The sequence below is a fragment of the Candidatus Thioglobus autotrophicus genome (genome assembly GCF_001293165.1).
Lineage (GTDB): Bacteria > Pseudomonadota > Gammaproteobacteria > PS1 > Pseudothioglobaceae > Thioglobus_A > Thioglobus_A autotrophicus.
In genome coordinates this window covers 28,178-50,794 of the sequence record NZ_CP010552.1, presented here as the reverse complement: position 1 = coordinate 50,794, position 22,617 = coordinate 28,178, and the positions used below count along the sequence as shown (strand labels likewise).

General features: G+C 39.1%; 26 protein-coding genes. 17 read left to right on the top strand and 9 right to left on the bottom strand.

Annotated elements, in window-relative coordinates; translation table 11 throughout:
* The first annotated feature begins 65 nt into the window (after positions 1-65).
* The 5 genes from queF to SP60_RS00265 are packed head-to-tail and all read left to right on the top strand — an operon-like array spanning position 66 to position 3,536.
* The gene (gene queF, locus SP60_RS00285; protein WP_053952168.1) at positions 66-464 is read left to right on the top strand and encodes a preQ(1) synthase; all 399 of its coding nucleotides are present in this window, start codon (positions 66-68) and stop codon (positions 462-464) included.
* Entirely contained in the window at positions 445-1,614 is a 1,170-nt protein-coding gene (pcnB, locus tag SP60_RS00280) for a polynucleotide adenylyltransferase PcnB (protein ID WP_417903487.1), read from the top strand. The genes queF and pcnB overlap by 20 nt, the downstream gene beginning before the upstream one ends.
* Entirely contained in the window at positions 1,614-2,447 is an 834-nt protein-coding gene (locus SP60_RS00275) for an SDR family NAD(P)-dependent oxidoreductase (RefSeq protein ID WP_199401935.1), read from the top strand. Before pcnB ends, SP60_RS00275 begins: the two co-directional genes overlap by 1 nt.
* A gap of 3 nt (positions 2,448-2,450) precedes the next feature.
* Positions 2,451-2,675: an exodeoxyribonuclease VII small subunit gene (locus tag SP60_RS00270; RefSeq protein WP_053950739.1), complete on the top strand. Its 225-nt coding sequence runs from the start codon at positions 2,451-2,453 to the stop codon at positions 2,673-2,675.
* A gap of 9 nt (positions 2,676-2,684) precedes the next feature.
* Positions 2,685-3,536 (top strand): polyprenyl synthetase family protein, encoded by an 852-nt coding sequence (locus SP60_RS00265; RefSeq protein WP_053950738.1) that lies wholly within the window; start codon positions 2,685-2,687, stop codon positions 3,534-3,536.
* On the opposite strand, the gene SP60_RS00260 is transcribed toward SP60_RS00265, so the two are convergent.
* The 4 genes from SP60_RS00260 to SP60_RS00245 are packed head-to-tail and all read right to left on the bottom strand — an operon-like array spanning position 3,533 to position 6,206.
* A complete protein-coding gene (locus tag SP60_RS00260; RefSeq protein ID WP_053950737.1) occupies positions 3,533-4,477 on the bottom strand; it encodes a beta-ketoacyl-ACP synthase III in 945 nt (314 codons plus the stop codon). The genes SP60_RS00265 and SP60_RS00260 overlap by 4 nt on opposite strands.
* Positions 4,474-5,493 carry a phosphate acyltransferase PlsX gene (plsX, locus tag SP60_RS00255; RefSeq protein WP_053950736.1) on the bottom strand — a complete coding sequence of 340 codons (1,020 nt, stop codon included), beginning with the start codon at positions 5,491-5,493 and terminating at the stop codon, positions 4,474-4,476. Before plsX ends, SP60_RS00260 begins: the two co-directional genes overlap by 4 nt.
* 7 nt (positions 5,494-5,500) lie before the next feature.
* A complete protein-coding gene (rpmF, locus tag SP60_RS00250) occupies positions 5,501-5,695 on the bottom strand; it encodes a 50S ribosomal protein L32 (RefSeq protein WP_053950735.1) in 195 nt (64 codons plus the stop codon).
* Positions 5,696-5,699: 4 nt separating this feature from the next.
* Entirely contained in the window at positions 5,700-6,206 is a 507-nt protein-coding gene (locus tag SP60_RS00245; protein WP_053950734.1) for a YceD family protein, read from the bottom strand.
* Positions 6,207-6,315: 109 nt separating this feature from the next.
* Here SP60_RS00245 and SP60_RS00240 point away from each other — a divergent pair, with 109 nt between their 5' ends.
* On the top strand, positions 6,316-7,743 hold the full coding sequence (locus tag SP60_RS00240) for a TolC family protein (protein WP_053950733.1): 1,428 nt from the start codon (positions 6,316-6,318) through the stop codon (positions 7,741-7,743).
* Here SP60_RS00240 and SP60_RS00235 read toward each other — a convergent pair.
* Positions 7,738-8,448 carry a lysophospholipid acyltransferase family protein gene (locus SP60_RS00235; RefSeq protein WP_144418555.1) on the bottom strand — a complete coding sequence of 237 codons (711 nt, stop codon included), beginning with the start codon at positions 8,446-8,448 and terminating at the stop codon, positions 7,738-7,740. The genes SP60_RS00240 and SP60_RS00235 overlap by 6 nt on opposite strands.
* Positions 8,449-8,504: 56 nt before the next feature.
* Here SP60_RS00235 and SP60_RS00230 point away from each other — a divergent pair, with 56 nt between their 5' ends.
* The 3 genes from SP60_RS00230 to SP60_RS00220 are packed head-to-tail and all read left to right on the top strand — an operon-like array spanning position 8,505 to position 11,025.
* Complete coding sequence (locus tag SP60_RS00230) at positions 8,505-9,140, top strand: HAD family hydrolase (RefSeq protein WP_053950732.1); 636 nt, start codon at positions 8,505-8,507, stop codon at positions 9,138-9,140.
* On the top strand, positions 9,140-10,276 hold the full coding sequence (locus tag SP60_RS00225; RefSeq protein WP_053950731.1) for a DNA recombination protein RmuC: 1,137 nt from the start codon (positions 9,140-9,142) through the stop codon (positions 10,274-10,276). The genes SP60_RS00230 and SP60_RS00225 overlap by 1 nt, the downstream gene beginning before the upstream one ends.
* Positions 10,276-11,025, top strand: a complete 750-nt coding sequence (locus SP60_RS00220) for a YciK family oxidoreductase (protein WP_053950730.1) — start codon at positions 10,276-10,278, stop codon at positions 11,023-11,025. Before SP60_RS00225 ends, SP60_RS00220 begins: the two co-directional genes overlap by 1 nt.
* On the opposite strand, the gene SP60_RS00215 is transcribed toward SP60_RS00220, so the two are convergent.
* Positions 11,022-11,825, bottom strand: a complete 804-nt coding sequence (locus SP60_RS00215; protein ID WP_053950729.1) for an inositol monophosphatase family protein — start codon at positions 11,823-11,825, stop codon at positions 11,022-11,024. The two genes, SP60_RS00220 and SP60_RS00215, sit on opposite strands and share 4 nt — an antisense overlap.
* Before the next feature lie 25 nt (positions 11,826-11,850).
* Here SP60_RS00215 and SP60_RS00210 point away from each other — a divergent pair, with 25 nt between their 5' ends.
* On the top strand, positions 11,851-12,582 hold the full coding sequence (locus SP60_RS00210) for an RNA methyltransferase (protein WP_199401934.1): 732 nt from the start codon (positions 11,851-11,853) through the stop codon (positions 12,580-12,582).
* Positions 12,583-12,840: 258 nt separating this feature from the next.
* On the opposite strand, the gene htpG is transcribed toward SP60_RS00210, so the two are convergent.
* Positions 12,841-14,697 (bottom strand): molecular chaperone HtpG, encoded by a 1,857-nt coding sequence (gene htpG, locus SP60_RS00205; RefSeq protein ID WP_053950727.1) that lies wholly within the window; start codon positions 14,695-14,697, stop codon positions 12,841-12,843.
* 60 nt (positions 14,698-14,757) lie between these two features.
* Between htpG and SP60_RS00200 the strand changes: the two genes are divergently transcribed.
* The 7 genes from SP60_RS00200 to SP60_RS00170 all read left to right on the top strand — a co-directional run bounded on the left by SP60_RS00200 (position 14,758) and on the right by SP60_RS00170 (position 20,301).
* Positions 14,758-15,627 carry a tyrosine recombinase XerC gene (locus SP60_RS00200; RefSeq protein ID WP_053950726.1) on the top strand — a complete coding sequence of 290 codons (870 nt, stop codon included), beginning with the start codon at positions 14,758-14,760 and terminating at the stop codon, positions 15,625-15,627.
* Entirely contained in the window at positions 15,624-16,157 is a 534-nt protein-coding gene (locus SP60_RS00195; protein ID WP_053950725.1) for an L-threonylcarbamoyladenylate synthase, read from the top strand. Before SP60_RS00200 ends, SP60_RS00195 begins: the two co-directional genes overlap by 4 nt.
* Entirely contained in the window at positions 16,154-17,062 is a 909-nt protein-coding gene (hemF, locus tag SP60_RS00190; protein WP_053950724.1) for an oxygen-dependent coproporphyrinogen oxidase, read from the top strand. The genes SP60_RS00195 and hemF overlap by 4 nt, the downstream gene beginning before the upstream one ends.
* Positions 17,052-17,276 carry a sulfurtransferase TusA family protein gene (locus SP60_RS00185; RefSeq protein ID WP_053950723.1) on the top strand — a complete coding sequence of 75 codons (225 nt, stop codon included), beginning with the start codon at positions 17,052-17,054 and terminating at the stop codon, positions 17,274-17,276. Before hemF ends, SP60_RS00185 begins: the two co-directional genes overlap by 11 nt.
* A 122-nt stretch (positions 17,277-17,398) precedes the next feature.
* Positions 17,399-18,814: a type I glutamate--ammonia ligase gene (gene glnA / locus SP60_RS00180; protein ID WP_053950722.1), complete on the top strand. Its 1,416-nt coding sequence runs from the start codon at positions 17,399-17,401 to the stop codon at positions 18,812-18,814.
* 109 nt (positions 18,815-18,923) lie between these two features.
* Positions 18,924-19,880: a biotin synthase BioB gene (gene bioB, locus SP60_RS00175; RefSeq protein WP_053950721.1), complete on the top strand. Its 957-nt coding sequence runs from the start codon at positions 18,924-18,926 to the stop codon at positions 19,878-19,880.
* A gap of 16 nt (positions 19,881-19,896) precedes the next feature.
* Positions 19,897-20,301 carry a hypothetical protein gene (locus tag SP60_RS00170; protein WP_053950720.1) on the top strand — a complete coding sequence of 135 codons (405 nt, stop codon included), beginning with the start codon at positions 19,897-19,899 and terminating at the stop codon, positions 20,299-20,301.
* A gap of 44 nt (positions 20,302-20,345) precedes the next feature.
* Here SP60_RS00170 and murG read toward each other — a convergent pair whose 3' ends face one another.
* Both murG and ftsW read right to left on the bottom strand, forming a co-directional pair.
* Positions 20,346-21,371 (bottom strand): undecaprenyldiphospho-muramoylpentapeptide beta-N-acetylglucosaminyltransferase, encoded by a 1,026-nt coding sequence (murG, locus tag SP60_RS00165; protein WP_053950719.1) that lies wholly within the window; start codon positions 21,369-21,371, stop codon positions 20,346-20,348.
* A 20-nt stretch (positions 21,372-21,391) separates the two neighbouring features.
* The gene (ftsW, locus tag SP60_RS00160) at positions 21,392-22,537 is read right to left on the bottom strand and encodes a putative lipid II flippase FtsW (protein ID WP_053950718.1); all 1,146 of its coding nucleotides are present in this window, start codon (positions 22,535-22,537) and stop codon (positions 21,392-21,394) included.
* Positions 22,538-22,617: the final 80 nt, after the last annotated feature.

The window sequence follows — 22,617 nt, the reverse complement described above, 5'->3', positions numbered from 1 at the left end:
TATCGCTATTTCAACACACTTAATAGGCGTGTAAAATAGTGTCATTTTCTCAATTTAAAGAAACCATGTCTTCACATCCTAGTAAAGAACTTGAAGTTTTTGACAATCCCAATCCTGAGCGTGATTTTGTTATTCAGATTGACATGCCGGAATTCACTTGTTTGTGTCCTAAAACAGGTCAGCCAGATTTCGCTACTTTGCATTTGGAATATATTGCAGATCAGGCTTGTGTTGAGCTTAAGGCATTAAAAATGTATATTTGGTCATTTCGTGATGAAGGCGCCTTTCATGAGGCGGTTACCAATGAAATTTTAAATGATTTGGTGAAGGCGACTAATCCAAGGTTTATGTGCCTAAAGGCGATTTTCAATGTACGTGGCGGTGTTTATACGACAGTTATCGCCGAACATCAACAAACTGGGTGGAGTCCTAAGCCGATTGTCAATCTTCAACATCTTTCGTAAAAAGAAGCAAACCAACATCATTCGTCAAGCAGTTGATTTCGATCAAAGACTGCTAGATAGGGATGCCATTAAAGTTGTTCAAACTATTTCCAAAGCTGGCTTTGAGGTCTATTTGGTTGGTGGTTGCGTACGTGATTTATTATTAGGCCTTAAGCCTAAAGATTTTGACATTGCCACTAACGCCAAGCCAGAACAAGTACACAAGTTATTTAAACGCTCTCGTTTAATTGGTAGACGCTTTCGCCTAGTGCATGTTATGTTCTCAGCAAGAAAATTTTTGGAAGTTGCAACCTTTAGATCGGGCCAAGTAAAAACCGCTAAAAGTGGTGTTATTGTGCGTGATAATTGCTACGGTAAGGTTGAGGAAGATGTGGTTCGTCGTGATTTTCGAGTGAATGCACTGTATTACGATATCAATACTAAAGAAGTAATTGACTATATTGGTGGCTTGCAAGATATAAATGATCAAACCATTCATATTATTGGAGAGCCGCTGGTGCGTTTTGAGGAAGATCCCGTGCGCATGATTAGAGCGGTTAGGTTTCAAACAAAGCTTGATTTCCAGCTAAGTGATGAAATTAAACAGGCTATTCATCAGCAAGCGTCATTACTGAGTAATATTTCCCCGGCTCGACTCTATGAAGAGTGCATTAAATTATTCCATAATGAGTATGGCTTCCAAGTGTTTGAGCGTTTAGAAAAATATGACTTATTAAAGCATTTATTTAAGCAAACGCGTAAAAATGAGTTTATTAAAATTGCGCTAAATAATACTTCCAGTAGAATTAAAAGAAACAAGCCAGTAACCCCTGCTTTTTTGTTTGCTGTATTTTTATGGCAGGCGCAAAATGAACGCTTTCAGCTGATTAAGCAAAAGCAAAAAAGCACTTATTTGGCTATGAGTCAGGCTTCTGAAGAAGTGATTATTAGCCAGATTAAACAAGTGTCCTTGCCAAGGTGGCTAACAGCGCGTATCAAAGACACGTGGATGATGCAAAATCGATTAGAAAAAATGCAGCCTAAAAAAGTGGAAGATATTCTCGCAAGTAAAGGTTTTCGCATGGCGTATGATTTTTTAGTACTACGCTCTCAAAGTATTAACCCTGAGCTTAAATCCGTCGCTGATTTCTGGACCAAAGCACAGAAATAATGCGCGCAGTCTTAATCACAGGCTGCTCTAGTGGAATTGGACTATGTCTTGCTCAAGGCTTAAAACAAGCAGGATATCGTGTTTTTGCAACAGCTAGAAAACTTCAAGACGTTGAAAAGCTCAGCCACTTAGGCTTTGAATCGTATCAGCTAGATCTCGCTTCATCTGCTTCTATTCAGCTCGCTATGCGTGAGATTTTCTCGCAGACAGATACTTTATACGGATTAATTCATAATGGCGCTTACGGGCAAGTTGGCGCTTTAGAAGATATTTCTAGAGAGGTGCTTGAGGCTCAATTTCAGGCTAATGTCTTTGGCTGGCATGAGTTAACCAACTTAGTTTTACCAAGTATGAAGAAAAATAACACGGGTAGAATTATTTACTTAAGCTCGGTATTAGGTTTTGTTGCTATGCCTTTTCGAGGGCCCTATAATGCCTCAAAATTTGCCATTGAAGGGTTGGTTGATACATTAAGACTTGAGCTTACCAACACTCAAGTGCAGTTGTCACTCATTCAGCCCGGCCCTATTGAGTCGCAATTTAGAGCAAATGCTTATTTAGCCTTTAAAGCGCATGTTGATATGGATAAAAGTGACTATAAAGAAAATTATCAAGGCATGATTCAACGCTTAAAATCAACCAAGTTGGCCGCTTATACATTGTCGCCTGAATCTATTTTAAACTGTACTTTGCATGCACTAGAAGCGCCTAAGGCCAAAATTCACTATCGAGTTACCTTTCCGACTAAATTATTTGCAGTGCTGAAAAGGGTGTTGCCCAGTCGAATTATGGATAAAATACTCTCTAAAGCAGGTGGCGGAGGCAAGCGATAAATTATGACTAAAAGATTTGATTTCAATAAGGGTTTGGTAGATTTAGAAGAAATTGTGAAAACAATGGAATCGGGTGATTTGAGTTTAGAAGACTCATTAGCTTATTTTTCTAAAGGCGTTGAGCTGACCAAATCTTGCCAATTGGCGCTTGATAAGGCTAGCCAAAAAATCTCAAAACTTACTGAGCAAGATGGCTTTACAAGTGAAGCACCTCTGAATGATTCATAGTTAATTTGTATGCAGTTTGATCAATATGTTGCTAGAGTTAATACCAAACTCGATTACTATTTAACCACCCAAGGTTCGCTAACCGAGGCGATGCGTTATAGTGTATTAGCAGGGGGGAAGCGTTTTAGACCAATACTAAGCTATTGTGTGGCAGATATGTTTGGCAGTAATTTAGAGCAAGTAGATTCTAGTAGTTGTGCGGTGGAGTTTATCCACGCCTATTCACTCATCCATGATGATCTTCCAGCTATGGATGATGATGATATTCGCCATAATCAACCTTCATGTCATAAGCGCTTTGATGAAGCTCAGGCCATTTTAGCGGGGGATGGACTTCAGGCTTTGGCTTTTGAAGTATTGGTTAACGATCCTTTGTTAAATAGCCAGATAAAGATTGACCTATTATCAACTCTAACGCACGCTGCTTTTGAGATGGCTGAAGGGCAAGCTATTGATTTGTCCATTGTTGATCGCACGGTTGATATTAACTTACTTGAAAGTATGCATCGTAAGAAAACAGGCGCTCTTCTTAGTTGTGCAGTTGATTTAGGCGCGGTTGTTGCTCAATGTAGCGAACAAGATCGACACACTTTAAAAGTATTTTCTCAGGCTATTGGCCTGGCTTATCAGATACAAGATGACGTGCTAGATGTGGAGACACCTGTTGGTGTTCTGGGTAAGCAACAGCACTCAGATAGTGAAAAAAATAAACCAACTTATCCTGCTATTATTGGCCTACAAGCCTCTAAAGAAGCTTATCAAGCGCTTTATTTGCAAGCAAGCGAGTGTTTAAATGAGCTAAGTGTGGATGCAAAAATATTGCAATTATTGACACAGAAATTGCAAACTAGAACGTTTTAGAATTGTACTAAAACACTGCCCCAGCTAAATCCGCCGCCAATACCTTCCATTAGTAGGTTATCACCTTTTTTGATTCGTCCGTCTCTTACTGCTGTGTCAAGTGCTAATGGGATAGAAGCAGCAGAAGTGTTGCCGTGATTTTCCAAGGTAACAATCACCTTATCCATTGGTGTTTTAATGCGTTTAGCAACACTTGAGATAATACGAATATTAGCTTGATGTGGCACCATCCAATCAAGCTCTTCTGAACTCATGCCTACTTCATTTAAAGTCTCTTCAGCGAGCTCAGATAGGCGATTAACGGCAATTTTAAATACCTCGTTGCCGGCCATTTCAATAAAACCAGTTTCATTGATGAAATTATTATTGACTTGTAAAGAGGATAGGTAGGTGCCATCACTAAATAGTTTGGAATGTAGAATGCCAGTTTCTTCGCTGCCACTAAGTACAACAGCGCCAGCACCATCGCCAAAAAGAATTGCTGTTGAGCGATCATTCCAATCTACAATTCTTGACATGGTTTCACTACCAACCACTAAAACATTCTTAGCAGCACCTGTTTTGATATATTGCTCAGCGGTAGTTAGGGCGAAGATAAATCCCGCGCAAACAGATTGCAAGTCAAAAGCAGGACAAGAAGCGCCAATGGCTTTTTGTAGCATGGTGGCAGTTGCTGGAAAAATCTTATCTGGCGTGGTGGTTGCAAGGATAATTAAATCCAATTCAGAGACGTCAATACCTGCCATTTCAAGTGCTTTTATTGAAGCCTTCTCGGCTAAGTCACAGGTGCTTTCATTGGAAACAACATGTCGTTGTTTAATACCGGTGCGCGTTGTAATCCACTCATCAGTCGTATCGATGGTTTTAGAGAGGTCGTCATTGGTAACAACGTTTGGCGGTAGGTAGCTTCCTGTGCCAATAATTCGAGCAAATTTATTCATTTTTTTTCCAATTCTATTGAAACTTGAGAGGAGATTTTGTCAATAATTTTAGCATTGACTTCAGTATAGGCTTCACAGATTGCCACAAAGAATGAATCACTATCAGCACCACCGTGACTTTTAACGACAATACCGCGTAAGCCTAATAAGCTGGCGCCATTGTACTTGCCAGGATCTAGGCTTGATTTAAAATCTTTGAGTACAGGTGTGGCAATTAGAGCAACAATTTTAGTAAGCCAGTTGCGCGTAAAGGCACGCTTTAAATAGTGGCTCATCATGCTAGCAACGCCTTCGCTGGCTTTAAGGGCAATGTTGCCTTCAAAGCCATCGCACACAACTAAATCAACGGTGCCTTTGTAAATATCATCACCTTCAACAAAGCCTTGGTAGTTCAGATTTGATGCTTTAAGCAACTCAGAGGTTTTTTTAATCTTGTCATTGCCTTTCATCTCTTCTTCACCAACATTTAAAAGACCAATAGTTGGCTTAGAAATGCCTTCGGTTTGCTCAACAGCAATCGAACCCATGGTGGCAAATTCGAGCAATGCTTGAGGACTAGAATCAACATTAGCGCCTAAGTCTAGCATATGGGTGTGGCCAGTCATGGTTGGCATGCGCCCCATAATGGCAGGTCTATCTATACCTTTAATGGTTTTGAGAACAAAACGAGAGATTGCCATCAGTGCACCAGTATTACCAGCGCTTACACAAGCATCTACAGTATTGGATTTAACCAAATTAATGGCAACACGCATAGAAGAGTCTTTTTTCTTGCGAAGTGCAATTGCTGGAGATTCGTTCATTAGTACGACTTCCGTAGCATGAACAATTTGAATTCGAGCAGTCGTTTTACTGGCAGGAGAGTGTTTATTAAGTTCAGCTTCAATTGCTGACTGATCACCGACAAAAGTTAATTGCAAGTCTTGAAATACACTCAGAGCTTTAATACCTGCCTCAACGGTAACAGGAATGCCATGATCTCCCCCTGAGGCATCAATTGATACCTTGATAATCATGGGATTATTAAGCTTCTACTTCTTGAACGTCTTTTGTGTTGATTACCTTTTTGCCACGGTAGTAGCCATCTGCAGTGATGTGGTGACGTAGGTGAGTTTCACCTGTCTCTTGATCTTCTGATAATGCAGGGCTTGTTAATGCATTGTGTGAACGACGCATACCTCTTTTTGAAGGGGTTTTTCTACTTTTTTGTACAGCCATCTTTTTACTCCTTGGTTGAGTTTTTTAATTGTTCTAAAACTGCAAAAGGGTTTTTACGCTTTTGCTCTATTACTGGGCTTTTATCCTTGTACGATTGGCATTCATGTGAATGCATCGGTATCATTGGAATGGATATTAGCACCTCATCCGTTATAAATTCTATTGCTGAAAACTCTTCATCCGCGTTCAAAATTGTCTCAAAACTTGGGTCTAAATCTTCAGCCTGATTTTCATGAATAATAAAAGCTAATTTAAAGGCGGGATTTAGCTGAAGCTTAACTTCTTTTAAGCAACGCTGACAATCAAGCGCTACTTCTAATTCCACACTACCTTCAATACAAGGAATTTTGCCGCTTTCAATATAAAAATTTAACTTAACGCTAACCTTATCATCAACATTAGAAACAATGTTTTTAATTCTTGGAAAGTCTTTCACGGCATAAGTCTGTGAAAAAATCAATCCTTTTTTAGCAAAGCTTAAAAGTTTTATATTAGCCGGTATTCCCTGCATCTTTTATTATCAAAAAAATAACTAAACAATTTTACCAAAAATAGTTTGCTAAATGAATTTTTATATGAAATTAATCTTGCTTATAATTAGTCAATTTAAATAGTTCAAAATGATGCGGTTATTGCTAATATTTACCTTATTTTTAAGCTCTTCAGTTTTTGCTTATACGCAAAAAACGTTTATAGAGCAGCTATTAGCTAGCCATGATTTTTTTGAAAAAGAGTTGATCAATGTTAAGATTAAAAAACTAGAGATGGAAGGGGATCGGGCTAATTATGGAAATTGGTCGTGGGATGTTGGTGCAGAGATTGCACATATTCATAAAGATAAGCAAAAGTATGATTACACTTCTAGTACAGATTACTCACGTGATACACATCAAAATGTGAGAAAAATATCCTCCGATTTATCTAAGAAATTTTTCTCAAATGGCTCTGAATTAAATTTTTCTTTTGATCGGTCTTTACCTATTAAAGGTGAGCAAATGCATGACAAAAACGGCTATCAAAAAGATAAAAATACAGCGGAATATTTAAATGACACCAGTATTAGCTGGACAGTGCCACTGCTTAAAAATAAATCTGGTGTAATTGATCAAAAAACTTATGATTTATCTGTATTAGATTATGAAGATGAAAGGTTAATATTGGCAGAATCACAAGAGGATTTTATTGAAGGCAAAGTCTTTGAATTTATTGATTGGGTGGGATTTAAATGGAAAATTGATGCTCTTGAAAAGGTGATTATAAAGTTGCAAAAAATACGCCAAAAAATTGAAAATACTCAAGCTGAAGACGTTCAAGTTTTAGGCAGATTTATTGATAAGAAGAAGCGCTTATTGTTGAGCTTAAAGTCTAAATTAAAAGCGCAAACAGGCTTGCTGTCTGCTGCCATTCAGGCGGTTGATTTTTCTAAAGATGTGCCAACCTTACCAACTCAATTTTATGTCGATTTAATTGATAATATTAAGCCCTATTGTCAGGCACATGTTCGAGATTTACAGCGGATTGATCTAGAGTTGCAAAAGAATAATCGCTATATTGATACTTATAAAAATTCACAATTGGCCGATTTTGACTTTACGATTAGCGCCTCTATAGACAGCAATAAAGGTAACTACAGTAGTTATTCAAAATCTAGAGAAAACACGGTTGAGACGAAATTGGAGTTTTCTTACCCATTAAGTGGCAACATTTCTAATCAGGTGTATTTAGATAAATACCGATTTAAACGTCGGCAAATTGAGCTTAAGTATGAACACAAACTAAAAGATATTATGTCTGCTATTGGCAAGCTCAGTGTCGATATTAAACAAGGATTAATCCAGCTTAAACTCACTCAACAACAAATCAAACAAAACAAAATTGACAACGAGCTAGAGCTTTATTTTGCAGGGCGGGGTGATGTTAGATTTGCCATTATTGAGCAGGAAGATTATCAAGAATTACAGTTGGAAAAAATCACTCTTTTAATTGATTTATATAAAGATAAGCTTAGCTACAATAATTTACTAGATCGCCTACTGCCTTATTCATAAGCTTGAATGAAATTTTTGCATGGCGAGTGTCCAGTCTCGCACTTCTTTGGTAAGTACCGAGGCACTTTTTCCAGTTGATTGAATGGGTTTGCCGATAACGAGCGTGATAGTACCAGGCTGTTTAACGAAGCTACCTTTTGGCCAAAGCTTGCCTGCATCGTGATAAACCGGCACAATGTCACAATTGGTTTTTTTGGCAATGGCAACGCCGCCATTTTGATATTCTCCCAATTGTTTATAAGGTTGGCGTGTACCTTCAGGAAATACCACTACAAAAATTCCTTCTTTAATTCGAGCAGAGCCTTGTTTCATGACTTTTTTAATGGCTTTTAGCTTTTCACCACGGTTGATGATAATTGGCTTTAATAAGGCTAAGCCCCAGCCAAAAATTGGAATCCATTGTAGCTCTTGTTTGAGTACCCAAGTTTGGTGGGGAAAAACAGTTTGCAAAGCTAGTGTCTCCCAAGTTGACTGATGGTTTGAAACGATTACACTCGGCGTATTTGGAATATTTTCTTTGCCAATAACCTTGAGTTTGATATTTAGTGTTATTTTGAGCCACCACAGGCAAAATAATGCCCATTTTGACAAAATTGCATAACGATATTTCACCGGTAAAAAGAACAGAGCTAGAGATAAGGCGACTAGAAAGCTAAGTACTAGCGTTGAGCCTAAAAAATACAGTAATGATCTTAAAAACAGCATGAGAAGTGACGAGTGTAAACGTTATAATTTGTAGAGTTAAATTTTAACGGTTTTATATGAATATTGATACCATTCTTTTTGATTTAGACGGCACGCTAATTGACACGGCGCCAGACTTGGCTTATGCACTAAATACCCTACTTAAAGAGGGTGGGCTAGAAGCTAAGTCTTTTGAGCAAATTAAGCCTTTGGTCGCTTTTGGTGGTAAGGCGTTGATTAAATTTGGGTTTGGTTGTGATGAGAATCATCCAAATTTTTCCAATTGGCATCAACGCTTGCTTGAGATTTACACAAAGAATATTGATCTAAATTCAGCGCCTTTTGACGGTATTGGCGCATTGATAAAAAACTTGGTGAAGCAGCGTATAAATTGGGGGATTGTAACCAATAAGCCCGAAAATTTAACGCACTTGTTGTTGCAAAAGCTAAACATTCAGCCGGGTGTAGTAGTTTGTGGAGACACCTTGGAATTTAATAAGCCACATCCCGCGCCATTATTGTACGCTTGTGCGCAATTGGCGATTGAGCCAAGGCGTTGTTTGTTTGTTGGAGATGATAAAAACGATATGTTGGCAGGCAGCAATGCCGGTATTAAGACCGTGGCAGTAACTTATGGTTATGGCCAAGTTAAGAGTGATTGGAATTATGATTATAAAATCAATCAACCGCAAGAATTATTGGAGTTAATTTAATGGATATAGTAAGTTTAATATTGGGTTTATTAGTCGGTGCAATCGGTGTTTATATTTATTTGGATAAGCAATTACAGACACTGAGTAAAGAAAAAATTCACCTAGAGGTGAGCCTGGATGAAAAGATTAAATCTTACGAAAATCAGATCGACATGATCAATATTGCCAGAGAGCAAATGAGTAAAGATTTTAAGGAAGTGGCTAGTAGTATTTTAGAAAAAGACCGCAACGATTTAAGTATTAAAAATTCTGAATTACTCACTCCTTTACAGGCTCAACTTAAAGAATTTCGTGACAAAATTGAGGTTATTACTACTGAGCAAATTAAAGAGCGTGCGACACTTTCTGCGCAAATTGACAACCTTAAAAAGACCAGTATAGAGGCGCAAGAAACCACCCAAAATCTAACCAATGCCCTGACTTACGATAACAAGCAACAAGGCGATTGGGGCGAGATGATTCTAAGCTCGATTTTATCTAGTTCAGGCCTTAGAGAAGGGCATGAGTTTGATACCCAAAAACAGCTAAAAAACGAGCAAGGTGAAGCTTTTAAGCCAGATGTGGTTTTGCATTTACCAGATGAAAAAGACATTATTATTGACTCCAAAGTATCTCTTAAAGCTTACAAAGACTACATTGCTGATCAAACTAATAGCGCATTACTTAAGGCACATGTGGGCTCGGTTGAGGCGCATATTAACGGCATTAGTATTAAAGAGTATGAAAATCTTGAAGGCGTGCTAACACTCGATTTTATTTTTGTGTTTATTCCGATTGAGTCAGCCTTGTTGGTGGCACTTGACCAAAAGCCTGATTTATTTACCATAGCGCTTAAAAAGAATATTGTCTTGGTTTCGCCGTCAACATTAATGATGAGTCTTAAAACGGTGCATCACATCTGGCAGACTGAGCGCCAAAACCAAAATTCTGAAGAAATCGCGCGTCAAGCTGGTGCTATGTACGATAAATTATTTGGCTTTATGAAGTCCATGGATGAAATTGAAAAGAACTTGGATAAAGCGCAAAAGAGCTACAAAGAAGCGCGCGGGAAGCTTTCTGATGGCAAGGGTAATTTAATTAGTCGCGCTGAAAAACTCAAAGAGTTGGGCGTGCAAAGTAAAAAGGAGTTGGGTTAATGAAAATTTCAACAAACTATTCAATCGCCACGGGCGAACTAAAAGATAAGGTTATTTTGGTTACGGGTGCCAATCGCGGTTTTGGTAAGGCGATGACACTAGATCTAGCCAAAGCGGGCGCAACCGTTATTATGCTTGGGCGTGATCTTGGTTCACTGGAAACTGCCTACGACGAAGTGGTAGATGCTGGCTTTGCAGAGCCTATTTTGTATCCATTAGATTTGGAAGGGGCAACACCTGAACACTACGAGCAATTGCAAAGAGATATTTTGGATAATTTTGGCCAGCTTGACGGACTAATTCATAACGCTGGTATTATCGGCACAATGATGCCGATTGAGCAATACGATTTAAAGCTTTGGTATTCGACCATGCAAATTAACGTCAACGCACCTTTTATGCTCACGCAATTTTTAATCCCGGTACTGAGTAAATCTAAGGATGCTCGAATTTTGTTTTTATCTTCCTCAGTTGGACGCACAGCTAAAGCTTATTGGGGTGCTTATGGCGTGAGTAAATTTGCTATTGAGGGTTTGAGTAAAACACTAGCAGAAGAGCTCGAAAAAACCAATATTAGAGTGAATTCGCTTGATCCAAAGCGTATGCGTACTGAGATGCGTAGAACCGCTTATCCAGCAGAAAATTCAGACAACAATCCACTGCCAGAGAGTGTCTCTCCGGCGATTGTGTATTTAATGAGTGAAGCTGCTAAAGCGTTAAATGGCGAGCAGTTAACGCTAGAAAATTAGCGCTGTAAGTCGTCTGTAAGGTGTGGGTGAATGGTTTTTAAAAGCGCTTTAAAAACTTTTTCATTGCCCGCGACCACGTTACCTGTTTCCAGGTATTTGTCACGACCCGAAAAATCACCAATATAACCACCTGCTTCTTTGACTAAAAGTGCACCGGCAGCGATATCCCAAATATTAAGCTCTATTTCCCAGAAGCCATCGAGTCGGCCAGCAGCCAAATAAGCTAAATCAAGTGCGGCAGAACCTGCACGACGAATGCCGGCTACCTTTGGATGAACCGCTTTAAACATATCGAGGTAGGCATCTAGGTGTTGAGGTGCCTTAAATGGAAAACCAGTGCCAATTAAAGTATCCTCAAAGCCGTTCGTACTAGTAACACGAATTCTTTGCTCATTTAAATAAGCGCCATCACCCTTTGAAGCGGTAAACAACTCTTCTTTAAAAGGGTCGTAAACCACGGCGTGAGTAGCTTCATCGTTTTCATATAAAGCAATAGAGACTGAATATTGTGGAAAGCCGTGTAGATAGTTAGTAGTGCCATCTAGCGGATCCAAGATCCAAACAAAGCGCTTGTCTTTGCCAACAATTTCTCCGTTTTCTTCACCTAAGATTGAATGATCCGGAAAGGCATATTTCAACTCGTCTATAATAGCATCTTCAGCAGCTTTATCCACTTCAGAAACGAAGTCATTGGCTGCTTTATTTTCGATCGTTAGCAGATCAATCTGATTATGATATCTGAGAATGATGTCACCGGCTTTGCGAGCGGCTTTAACGGCAATATTAAGCGTAGGATGCATAATTAATAGACCAATGGAAAAAGAGATGAATTATACCTTTGATAAGGTTCGTGTGGTTATGGTTAATACCACTGAACCGGGTAATATTGGTGCGGCTGCGCGGGCGATGAAAAACATGAATCTTTCCACGCTGTATTTGGTTAGTCCAAAGACTCATCCATCAGCTGTAGCAACTGCTAGAGCGAGTGGGGCAGATGATATCTTAACTAATGCTGTTGTTTGTGACACACTCGAAGAGGCTTTAGCAGACGTACATTTGGTAATAGGTGCTAGTGCGCGCCAGCGCAATGTTAAGTGGAGGCAAATGGATGTGGTGGGTGCTTGTGGCGAAATTCAAAAAACCATGGCTGTTGAGGGTCAAGAAGTAGCAGTGGTATTTGGTACGGAAAACTCTGGCTTAAGTAACGAAGAGCTAGATTTGTGTCAAATTTTGATGACCATTCCCGGCAATCCAAATTACTTCTCGCTTAATGTTGCCTCAGCTATTCAGGTATTTGCTTATCAGCACTACGTTTATAGCACTACCACAGAATTTGAAAAAAGCACCAATGAAATTGCCAGTAATATTGAACTAGAAGGTTTTTACGCACATCTTGCTCAAGTGCTTGAGCATATTGACTATTTTGAAGAAAAACGCCCTAAAGCGCTTTTAATGCGTCGAATGCGTCGGTTTTTTGGCCGAGCAGAACCTGAAAAAGAAGAAGTTGCGATTTTTAGAGGGATTTTAAGAAATATTAAACCCTTTAAAAAAGATTAAAAATTTCCAAAATTATGCGAATCGCACATTTTGTGCGATTTTTTTTCGTCTAAAAGATATGGCCAAGGCCTATTTTAGTAATTTAATCGGTGAAAATAGCTAAATTTACCCATAAAACCCGTATTTAAGCTGGTAATTCGTTGAATTTATGTGAATTGTTATCTCATTAGTTTTGTCCATCAAAAATTTGCCAAATTTTCAAAATGGCAATAAAAAACCCGCAGTTAGCGGGCTTTTTATTGTTTGATGATGCGGCGTTTAGTTGATTAGCTTATTCATACGTTTTACAAATTCAGCTGGATCTTTAAGTTGTCCGCCTTCTGATAAAACTGCTTGATCAAATAAAACATTAACTAAGTTTTCATCCACCTTGGCTTTAAGTTTTTCAACTAAAGGGTGAGTTGGGTTGATTTCCAAAATCGGCTTGGTTTCTGGTACGTCTTGACCAAGTGAGGCCATAATTCTTTCCATGTTGCCGCCCATCTCGTTTTCATCAGCGACTAAACAAGAAGGGGACTCACTCAGACGATTTGAAATCTTAACTTCCTTGACTTGATTTTCAAGAATTTTCTGCATTTCTTCTAGCGTCTTTTTAAAGCCTTTGGCAGTTTTTTCTTTTTCCTTTTTTTCTTCCTTGGAGTCAAGATCTTCTAAATCACCTTTAGCGATTGATTTAAGTTGCTTGCCTTCAAACTCGTTAAAGTTGTTAACCATCCACTCGTCTACACGATCAGATAGAAGTAGCACTTCAATGTCTTTTTGTTTGAATATTTCTAAATGTGGTGAGCCTTTAGCCGCTGCAAAAGTTTCAGCAGTAACGTAGTAGATGTCTTTTTGATCATCGCCCATACGTTCGATGTACTCGGCCAAAGATACGCTTTGTGCTTCGCTGTCTGACTTGGTAGTAGAAAAACGTAGTAGCGCGGCGATTTTATCCTTATTTGAAGCATCTTCCACCACACCTTCTTTCATTACCATGCCAAATTCTTTCCAGAAGGTAGCGTATTTCTCTGGCTTGTTTTTAGCCATTTTTTCAAGTTCTTTTAAAATTCTGCTAACTGAGGCCTTGCGGATTGTGTCAACCACTTTGTTGCCTTGTAGGATCTCACGAGACACATTTAAAGATAAATCAGCCGTATCGATTACACCTTTAACAAAGCGCAAGTACATTGGCATAAGTTCTTCATTGTCTTCCATGATGAACACACGCTTAGCATACAGTTTAATGCCGCCTTTACGCTTTGGCTCCCACATGTCAAACGGTGCTTTAGCAGGGATAAATAGCAGAGAGGTGTAATCTAGTTTGCCTTCAACACGGTTGTGCAGTTGTGCAAGTGGCGCTTCAAAATCATAGGTAAGAGATTTGTAAAATTCATCATAATCTTCTTGTTTTAGCTCTTTTTTGTCTTGCATCCAAAAAGCATTGGCCTTGTTAATCATTTCATATTCAATAGCCTCATCAGAATCTTCTGCTGCTGGCTTGATCATCATAATTGGTACAGTAATATGATCCGAGTATTTAGAGATAATGCCACGTAGGCGATAATCGTCTAGGAATTCTTTTTCATCGTCTTTAATGTGTAGGGTGATTTTGGTACCAAAATCTTCCACAGTAGTGGTTTCTAGAGAATACTCACCTTCGCCTTTAGAGGTCCAGATAGTGCCGTTAGCTTTGTCATCGCCAGCTTTTCTAGTGGTAAGCACAACTTCGTCCGCGACAATGAATGAAGCGTAGAAGCCTACGCCAAATTGGCCGATTAGGTTTGAATCTTCGGCTTGTTTTTTGTCTAGACTTTGTAGGAATTTTTTGGTACCAGAATTAGCAATAGTACCGATATTTTCCATGACTTCAGTCTGTGTCATGCCAATGCCGTTATCAGTAATAGTAATTGTGCCAGCTTCTTTATCAACATCAATATGCACTTGCAAGCTTTCTTTGCCTTCCACTAGAGTGTCGTTTGATAAGGATTCAAATTTAAGTTTATCAACAGCGTCCGAAGCGTTTGATACCAGCTCTCGCAGGAAGATCTCTTTGTTGGAATATAAAGAGTGAATCATAAGATGTAGGAGTTGAGAAACCTCTGTTTGGAACGAATGCGTCTGTTTAGTAGTCATTTACCAGTGCCTTTTATTATGCGTAAAATGTATTGATATGGTCAAGCTGAGAAAAATCAAGTGAAAAAGCAAATAATTGATTTTATTTTGTATTTAAAAGTTGAGCGACATTACGCGCTTAATACACAACAGGCGTATGAGCGTGACTTAAATCAATTGCTTAATTTTTTAAAAACTCAAAATATCAACACTTGGTCGGCGCTTAATGAGCAACTACTTAATACATTTATCATGCAGTTGCGCCATAAAAATATTTCTGCTAGAAGTATTCGTCGCTATCTATCCTCTATCAAGGGGTTGTTGACGTATTTGGTTAATCAGGATCAGCTTGAGCATAACTGCGCCGTTCAACTACGCACGCCAAAGATTGTGCAAAATTTACCCAGTGTATTAAATTATGAGCAATTACTGCAACTATTAAAAGCAAGCAGCACCTCCCGATTTGAGTATCGGGATGTGGCCATAATCGAGGTGCTTTATTCTTGTGGTTTGCGTGTGGCTGAACTGGTAGGTTTGGATGTGAGTGATGTAGATTTGTCTGAAGGTTTTTTAAAAGTTGTGGGCAAGGGCGGCAAGACTCGACACACACCATTAGGGGGTTCTGCACAAAAGGCTATTATTAAGTATTTAGAGGTGCACCAAGCCAGTGCGCTTTTTATTAATAAAAATGGTGACAGGATTGGAGTAAGATCAATTCAAAATATGATTAAAAAACGTGCCTTGTTAGCAGGTATTAAAGTTAATGTTTATCCGCACATGCTGCGTCATGCGGCGGCCACGCATTTTTTACAATCTAGTCATGATTTGCGCTCGACTCAAGAGTTTTTAGGTCATGCGAGTATTAAGTCTACTCAAGTATATACTCATCTTGATTTTTTAGAGCTTTCAAAAGTTTATGATAAGTGTCATCCACGAGCGAAAAAAACATGAGCATTAAAACTAGATTAGCCGCCAATATTTTAAATAGTGGTGGCGTGATTAGTCTGCCAACCGATACCGTTCAAGGGCTTAGTTGCTTGCCATTTGATCATGTTTTAATTCGACTTATTGAATTAAAGCAACGCTCAGCCAATAAGGGGTTGATTTTACTAACGAGTGATATTAAGTATGTTGAAACTTATGTTAAAGATGTTGAGCTGTTGAAGCAAATTAAACCCACTAATACGCCGACTACTTATATTGTAAAGGCCAGTAGAAATACATCGAGTTTATTATTAGGCGGTCATGACACGGTAGCCATTAGATTGACTAATAACCAACTCATTAAAGATTTATGCACGATGACTCGCAGTGCATTGGTTAGCACCAGTGCGAATATTTCGGGCCAAAAAACGGCCAAAAGTGTCTTGAAGTTACGGGTTTATTTTAAAGATCAATTAGACTATATAATTGCGCCAGTTGTGACAGATATTAATCCGTCAGCCATTGTTAATTTACACACGGGAGAGAAGCTTAGATGATTGGTCAAATTCAAAAATATTTACTAGCCTTGCAAGAAGATATTTGCACGCAATTGGAGCAAGTAGATACACAAGCAACATTCATTAAAGATGAATGGAAAAAACCCGATGGACGCGGTAACGGCTTAACCCGAGTATTAACAGCGGGCAAAGTGTTTGAGCAAGCCGGAGTTAATTTTTCGATTGTTCATGGTGATAATATGCCAGCTTCTGCCACAGCAATGCGCCCAGAGCTAGCAGGGCGTAGTTTTAGTGCGCTGGGTGTGTCGTTGGTTATTCATCCAAACAATCCTTATGTGCCCACTTCACATGCGAATGTGCGTTTTTTTATTGCTGAAAAAGAAGGTGAGGAGCCGATTTGGTGGTTTGGTGGCGGCTTTGATTTAACCCCGTATTACGGCTTTGATGAGGATGCGATTTTTTGGCACCAAACTGCTAAAGAGGCTTGCGACCCTTTTGGTGAGGATGTATATCCAAAATACAAAAAATGGTGCGACGATTATTTCTATATGAAGCATCGTGATGAGCAGCGCGGTATTGGCGGATTATTTTTTGATGATCTGAACGAGGGTAGTTTCGAAGAGTGCTTTGCTTTTATGCGTAGTGTTGGTGATAGCTATATTAAAGCTTACAGACCGATTGTAGAAAAACGACAAGACACACCATTTGGTGACCATGAGCGCCAGTTTCAACTATACCGCCGTGGTCGTTATGTCGAGTTTAACCTGGTTTATGATCGGGGCACCTTGTTTGGCTTGCAAACGGGTGGACGCACAGAATCAATTTTGATGTCGCTGCCACCTTTGGTACGTTGGGAGTATCAATATGAACCTGAGCCAAATACACCAGAAGCGCAGCTTTATGAGAAGTTTTTAAAGCCACAGGACTGGGTTAATGCAAACTAATATTGATGTAAAAAGATTGCTGTGCCCAATGCCAGTGATTCGCCTAGGGGAAATGATTGACAAGATAGCAGTTGGCGATACTATTGAAATGCTAGCAACAGACCCGGGTGTGTTGCATGATATCCCTGCTTGGTGTAAGGTTCATGGCCACAAAGTGTTGGAAATTCAAGAAAAATCAGATGAGATTATTCTTATTGTTGAGAAAATAGGGTAGAATAATTCGCTGTTTTTGCTATAAAAATAATAGCTCAATACATAAGAATTATGCTTGTAACGGCGCAAGCTTCTTGACAAAGTTGGTCAGTTAATGCAAATAGTTAAATTAAAGGAGAAAATATGTCTGCACAAGATGTAATGAAGATGATTGAAGATAACGAGGTTAAGTTCGTTGATTTTCGTTTTACAGATACTCACGGTAAAGAGCACCACGTAAGTGTTCCTGCTCATACGGTTGATGAAGATAAATTTGAAGAGGGTCAAATGTTTGATGGCTCTTCAATCACAGGTTGGAAAGAAATTAACGAATCTGACATGATTTTAAAGCCAGACACAACAGCATGTGTCATGGACCCGTTTACACAAGAGCCGACGTTAATTGTACGTTGTGATATTGTTGAGCCAAGTGATATGCAGGGTTATGAAAAAGATCCTCGTTCTATTGCTAAGCGCGCCGAAAAGTACATGCAAGGCTCAGGTGTTGGTGATACGGCTTATTTTGGTAACGAAAATGAATTTTTTGTATTTGACAGTGTTAAGTGGGATACAGGATTTGGCATGGGTAAGGCGTTTTATGAAATCCATTCTGAAGAAGCAGACTGGGAGTCTGGCTCTGATTTAGAGGGTGGAAATAAAGGTCACCGTCCAAATGTTAAAGGTGGTTATTTTCCAGTTCCTCCAGTAGATTCACTACACGATCTTAGATCTGAAATGTGTCTTGTGATTGAAGAAATGGGTGTTGAAACTGAAGTACATCACCACGAAGTGGGTACTGCTGGTCAATGTGAAATTGGCGCAAAATTTAACACATTAGTAAGAAAAGCTGATGAGACTCAAATTCTTAAATACTGTATTCATAATGTTGCTCATATGTACGGCAAAACAGCAACCTTTATGCCTAAGCCAATTGCGATTGACAATGGTAATGGTATGCACGTTCACCAGTCAATTGCAAAAGACGGTGTTAACTTATTTGATGGCGATGAGTATGGCAACTTAAGTCAAATGGCGCTATATTACATTGGCGGCATTATTAAGCATGCTCAAGCGTTAAATGCATTTACTAATGCATCAACTAACTCTTACAAGCGCTTGGTTCCAGGCTATGAAGCACCAGAAATGCTAGCTTATTCTGCTAAGAACCGTTCAGCTGCAATTCGTATTCCTTACGTAGGCAACCCATTGGGTCGTCGTATTGAAGTTCGTTTTCCAGACAATACAGCTAACCCATACTTAGCATTCTCTGCAATGTTAATGGCCGGCCTTGACGGTATCAAGAATAAAATTGACCCTGGCAAGCCTCAAGATGGTGATTTGTATGAATTAACTAGAAAAGAGAAAGCGAAGATTCCTAAGGTTTGTAACTCTTTAGAGCAGGCTTTAGATGCACTCGATGCTGATCGTGATTTCTTGACATCAGGTGGCGTGTTTACGGATAATGTCATTGATTCTTTCATTGATCTTAAAATGAAAGAAGTAAATGCTATGCGTTCAGCGCCCCACCCAGTTGAATTTGATATGTACTACAGTTTGTAGTACTTAATTTCAACTCTAAAAAAAAAGCCGTGCAAATGCACGGCTTTTTTAATGTCTCAAGCAAATTGATTGCGTTAAAATAACACTACTTATTTTTAAATAAATTCTCATGACACAATTAAGAAACGATTGGCAATTAGATGAAATTCAAGCTCTATTTGATATGCCGTTTAATGATCTATTATTCAAAGCACATACCATTCACCGGGAAAATTTTGATCCCAACTATGTGCAAGTCAGTTCTTTGCTTAATATCAAAACAGGCGCTTGTCCAGAAGACTGTTCTTATTGCTCTCAAAGCTCTAAATACGACACCGGTCTTGAGCGTGAAAAGCTCATGGAAATTGACACCGTTTTAGAGCAGGCGAAAACAGCAAAAGACCAGGGTGCAACACGTTTTTGTATGGGTGCTGCTTGGCGCAATCCAACTGATAAAAGCCTTGATAAGGTTATCCCAATGATTCAAGGTGTAAAAGCCATGGGCATGGAAACTTGTGTCACTCTAGGGATGCTAACACAAGATCAAGCCTTTACATTAAAAGAGGCGGGGCTTGATTATTACAATCACAATCTTGATACCTCTGAAGAAAACTATTCCAATGTTATTACCACACGTAATTTCCAAGATAGACTGGATACTTTAGAGTCAGTGCAAAATGCAGACATTCATGTTTGTAGTGGTGGTATTTTGGGTTTGGGTGAAGAGCAGTCAGACCGAGCTTCAATGCTTAGATCTTTGGCAAACCTAGACAAGCATCCAGATAGTGTTCCTATTAATTTGTTAGTGCCAATCCCGGGCACACCTTTTGAAAAAATTGAGCCGCCAACAGAAAGTGAGTTTGTTAGAACTATTGCGGTTGCCCGTATTATGATGCCTAAGTCTGTGGTGCGTTTGTCAGCAGGGCGTACAGACATGGGTGAAGCCATGCAAGCTTTGTGTTTCTTTGCAGGTGCAAACTCTATTTTTTATGGTGAGCAGTTGCTTACGACAGACAACCCAGATACCGGCAGTGATAAAGCCTTGTTTGAAACATTAGGCTTAAATATGAGTCAATCAAACCATTAACCACCCTAACATTATGATGAAAAAACAACTTTTAATCGCATTAACACTTGGCTCTATAACATTTGGCGCGACAGCTGAATCTAAAAACTGTACAGATGGCTACGACAACCTTGAACATTTGGGTAGTTGCTTAGGTGGTGTGGTAGATTCTAGTATTGGCGCTTTATCAAGCTTACCTAGTGATGCAAAAAAATGGTCAAGTGATCAGCATCAAAAGGCCAAGCAAAAGCTAGAAGCTATTAAGCAAGATATTTGTAATGATAGTAATCCAGTTAAGGAAGTGATTGTTGAGAAGATTGTCTATGTTGATCGTATTGTAGAGGTACCTGCTAAGGCGCTTGAAAGACGCTGCGTTACCAATAAAAAATCAGATCGATTTGGCAATACTAGCGAGATGATCACTTGCACTGAATGGAAATAATTGATTAATCAAGTCAAGCTAAAGCCGCTTTAATGCGGCTTTTTTTATATGTCAAGAAGGCGCTCGACAATATCTCTAGCAGCATTTGGCTTGGCAAGGGCGAGTGTGTGATTGGACATAGATTCTAGCTTTTCTTTGTCCAGGCTGAGTAAGATTTTTTCAAGTGTCTGAATGGTTAAATGTTTTTGCTCGATGAGTATGCCAGCATTATTATCTGCCAATATTTTTGCATTATAAAACTGATGATTATCAATCGCGTGCGGTAGAGGGATTAGAATGCTGGGTGTAGCGCTAAGCATCAACTCTGATATAGTCATCGCTCCGGCTCGACACAATACCACATCTGCCCAAGCATAAGCTTTTGCCATGTCATCAATAAAGGCTGCTACCTTGGCGGATTTTTTCCCATATTGAGATTGGACTTGGTCAAAGTGCAATTGCCCAGTTTGATGCCAAATATTAATAGGAATATTTAGCTGTGTAACCACCTCGTTAATAGGCTTGGAGCCCAGACTGCCACCAACAATAAGTAAGTTTAGTTTTTTATTATTGGTATGAGAATTGCTCACTTTAAAAGCCACTGGATTACCCACGCTAAGAGCTTGAACAGAGACATCAAATGCGCCATCAAACGCCTGAAGTGTTTGTGTGGCAAGTTTAGAGAGTAGTTTGTTGGTGGTGCCAGGAACGGCATTTTGCTCATGAATAAATAAAGGCACTCTAAAAATCCAAGCAATAACCCCGCCAATACCTGAGGCAAAACCGCCCATGCCTAGTGCAATGTCAGGCTTGGTTTTAATAAATACTTGGATAACTTGCGCGGTGGCTAAGGCTAGTTGAAAGGGTGCTTTGATCAGGCTAATGATATTTTTACCCCGTAATCCCACTGCATTAACTGTGTGCAATGGTAATTTATTTTTAGGCACAATGGTATTTTCCATGCCTTTTTTAGAGCCTAACCATTCAACTTGGCATTGGTGTTTTTTGAGTTCTTTGGCAATAGCCAAAGCGGGAAAAATGTGTCCGCCAGTACCACCCGCCATAATTAAGATTTTTTTATGATTGTTCATATTTATACCAAAGCTTTTTTTTAAACGTAGTTTTTTTGTTTGGAGTATTCACAGCGACTTTCCATATCAATTCTTAGTAGAATGCCAAGCGCAATCAGTACAAAAATCATGCTCGACCCACCATAACTAATTAAAGGCAAAGGAAAGCCTTTGGGTGGCATTAAGCCCAGATTCATAGCGATATTAACACTAAATTGCAATGATAGCCAGGTGCAAATACCAAATCCAACAAAAGAGCTATATTTGCGTTTTTGTTTGAGTGCACCTTTAGCAATTTTAAAACCTTTTAGCATAATAAAGCCAAATACAAAAATAACAAACAACATGCCAATGATGCCGGTCTCTTCCCCGATAATAGAGAAAATCATATCGGTATGCGGCTCGGGTAGTTTGGTGTATTTTTGAATGCCATTTCCCAGTCCAACACCTGTCCAATCACCTCGGGCAATGCCGATTAAAGCCTGCTTGGTTTGATAAACCTTATCACTTTCATTGATCCACAAGTCTGTTTGCCAAAACTGTGTGAGTCGCTGCCAACGTACACCTCCGCTTAAGCCATCCATGTACAGCCAAATGCCAACAGCACTCACCAAAATACTGCCAACAAAGCTTAGTTGCACGAGATAAACACCAGCAGCAAACAACATGATAAGCGCCGTTAAAGAGATAATAATTGTGGCCCCTAAGTCCATTTCTAATAATAATAATATATCGGCTGAAGAGATGATGATAAGTGTTTTAATTAAGCCCATCCAAGGCTTTTTAACATCCTTTTCTTGTCTTACTAAAAAGTCGGCCATGTATAAAATCATAGCAATTTTCATCATTTCAGACGGCTGAAATTTAAAAAATACAAAATTAATCCAGCGAGTTGAGCCGTTAACAGTTCTACCGATAGGTTCAGGCAAAAATACTAATGCCAAGCAAACCAAGGTAAAAACAAAAAACCATTTGGCATATTTTTTATAAAAATATAAGGGAATTTTTAAGCAAGTAAAGGCTAATGCTAGGCCGATTAAAATATAAACACTTTGTTTAAAGAAATAGCTGTAGCTATCAAAGTGACCTAATGAGGCTGAAAATGATAGTATCCAGCCAAATAGTAGCAATATAAGAATAGCAATAGATAAGGGTTTATCAGGTAGTTGACCGGTTTTTTCAAACATTCAGTAAGTCTATAAATAAGGATGAGTTTCTTGTTATTTTAACCCTCGAAAGACGTCTTAATGACTCTAATCAACCTCGT

What these genes read in the sequence shown, in the direction of transcription:
- SP60_RS00215 (WP_053950729.1), bottom strand. Translation starts at nt 11,825, where the DNA reads ATGCATCCTACGCTTAATATTGCCGTTAAAGCCGCTCGCAAAGCCGGT.
- murG (WP_053950719.1), bottom strand. Translation starts at nt 21,371, where the DNA reads ATGAACAATCATAAAAAAATCTTAATTATGGCGGGTGGTACTGGCGGA.
- queF (WP_053952168.1), top strand. Translation starts at nt 66, where the DNA reads ATGTCTTCACATCCTAGTAAAGAACTTGAAGTTTTTGACAATCCCAAT.
- bioB (WP_053950721.1), top strand. Translation starts at nt 18,924, where the DNA reads ATGACACAATTAAGAAACGATTGGCAATTAGATGAAATTCAAGCTCTA.
- SP60_RS00260 (WP_053950737.1), bottom strand. Translation starts at nt 4,477, where the DNA reads ATGAATAAATTTGCTCGAATTATTGGCACAGGAAGCTACCTACCGCCA.
- rpmF (WP_053950735.1), bottom strand. Translation starts at nt 5,695, where the DNA reads ATGGCTGTACAAAAAAGTAGAAAAACCCCTTCAAAAAGAGGTATGCGT.
- ftsW (WP_053950718.1), bottom strand. Translation starts at nt 22,537, where the DNA reads ATGTTTGAAAAAACCGGTCAACTACCTGATAAACCCTTATCTATTGCT.
- SP60_RS00230 (WP_053950732.1), top strand. Translation starts at nt 8,505, where the DNA reads ATGAATATTGATACCATTCTTTTTGATTTAGACGGCACGCTAATTGAC.
- htpG (WP_053950727.1), bottom strand. Translation starts at nt 14,697, where the DNA reads ATGACTACTAAACAGACGCATTCGTTCCAAACAGAGGTTTCTCAACTC.
- plsX (WP_053950736.1), bottom strand. Translation starts at nt 5,493, where the DNA reads ATGATTATCAAGGTATCAATTGATGCCTCAGGGGGAGATCATGGCATT.
- SP60_RS00275 (WP_199401935.1), top strand. Translation starts at nt 1,614, where the DNA reads ATGCGCGCAGTCTTAATCACAGGCTGCTCTAGTGGAATTGGACTATGT.
- SP60_RS00185 (WP_053950723.1), top strand. Translation starts at nt 17,052, where the DNA reads ATGCAAACTAATATTGATGTAAAAAGATTGCTGTGCCCAATGCCAGTG.
- SP60_RS00235 (WP_144418555.1), bottom strand. Translation starts at nt 8,448, where the DNA reads ATGCTGTTTTTAAGATCATTACTGTATTTTTTAGGCTCAACGCTAGTA.
- glnA (WP_053950722.1), top strand. Translation starts at nt 17,399, where the DNA reads ATGTCTGCACAAGATGTAATGAAGATGATTGAAGATAACGAGGTTAAG.
- SP60_RS00210 (WP_199401934.1), top strand. Translation starts at nt 11,851, where the DNA reads ATGAATTATACCTTTGATAAGGTTCGTGTGGTTATGGTTAATACCACT.
- SP60_RS00170 (WP_053950720.1), top strand. Translation starts at nt 19,897, where the DNA reads ATGAAAAAACAACTTTTAATCGCATTAACACTTGGCTCTATAACATTT.
- hemF (WP_053950724.1), top strand. Translation starts at nt 16,154, where the DNA reads ATGATTGGTCAAATTCAAAAATATTTACTAGCCTTGCAAGAAGATATT.
- SP60_RS00265 (WP_053950738.1), top strand. Translation starts at nt 2,685, where the DNA reads ATGCAGTTTGATCAATATGTTGCTAGAGTTAATACCAAACTCGATTAC.
- SP60_RS00220 (WP_053950730.1), top strand. Translation starts at nt 10,276, where the DNA reads ATGAAAATTTCAACAAACTATTCAATCGCCACGGGCGAACTAAAAGAT.
- SP60_RS00270 (WP_053950739.1), top strand. Translation starts at nt 2,451, where the DNA reads ATGACTAAAAGATTTGATTTCAATAAGGGTTTGGTAGATTTAGAAGAA.
- SP60_RS00245 (WP_053950734.1), bottom strand. Translation starts at nt 6,206, where the DNA reads ATGCAGGGAATACCGGCTAATATAAAACTTTTAAGCTTTGCTAAAAAA.
- SP60_RS00240 (WP_053950733.1), top strand. Translation starts at nt 6,316, where the DNA reads ATGATGCGGTTATTGCTAATATTTACCTTATTTTTAAGCTCTTCAGTT.
- SP60_RS00195 (WP_053950725.1), top strand. Translation starts at nt 15,624, where the DNA reads ATGAGCATTAAAACTAGATTAGCCGCCAATATTTTAAATAGTGGTGGC.
- SP60_RS00225 (WP_053950731.1), top strand. Translation starts at nt 9,140, where the DNA reads ATGGATATAGTAAGTTTAATATTGGGTTTATTAGTCGGTGCAATCGGT.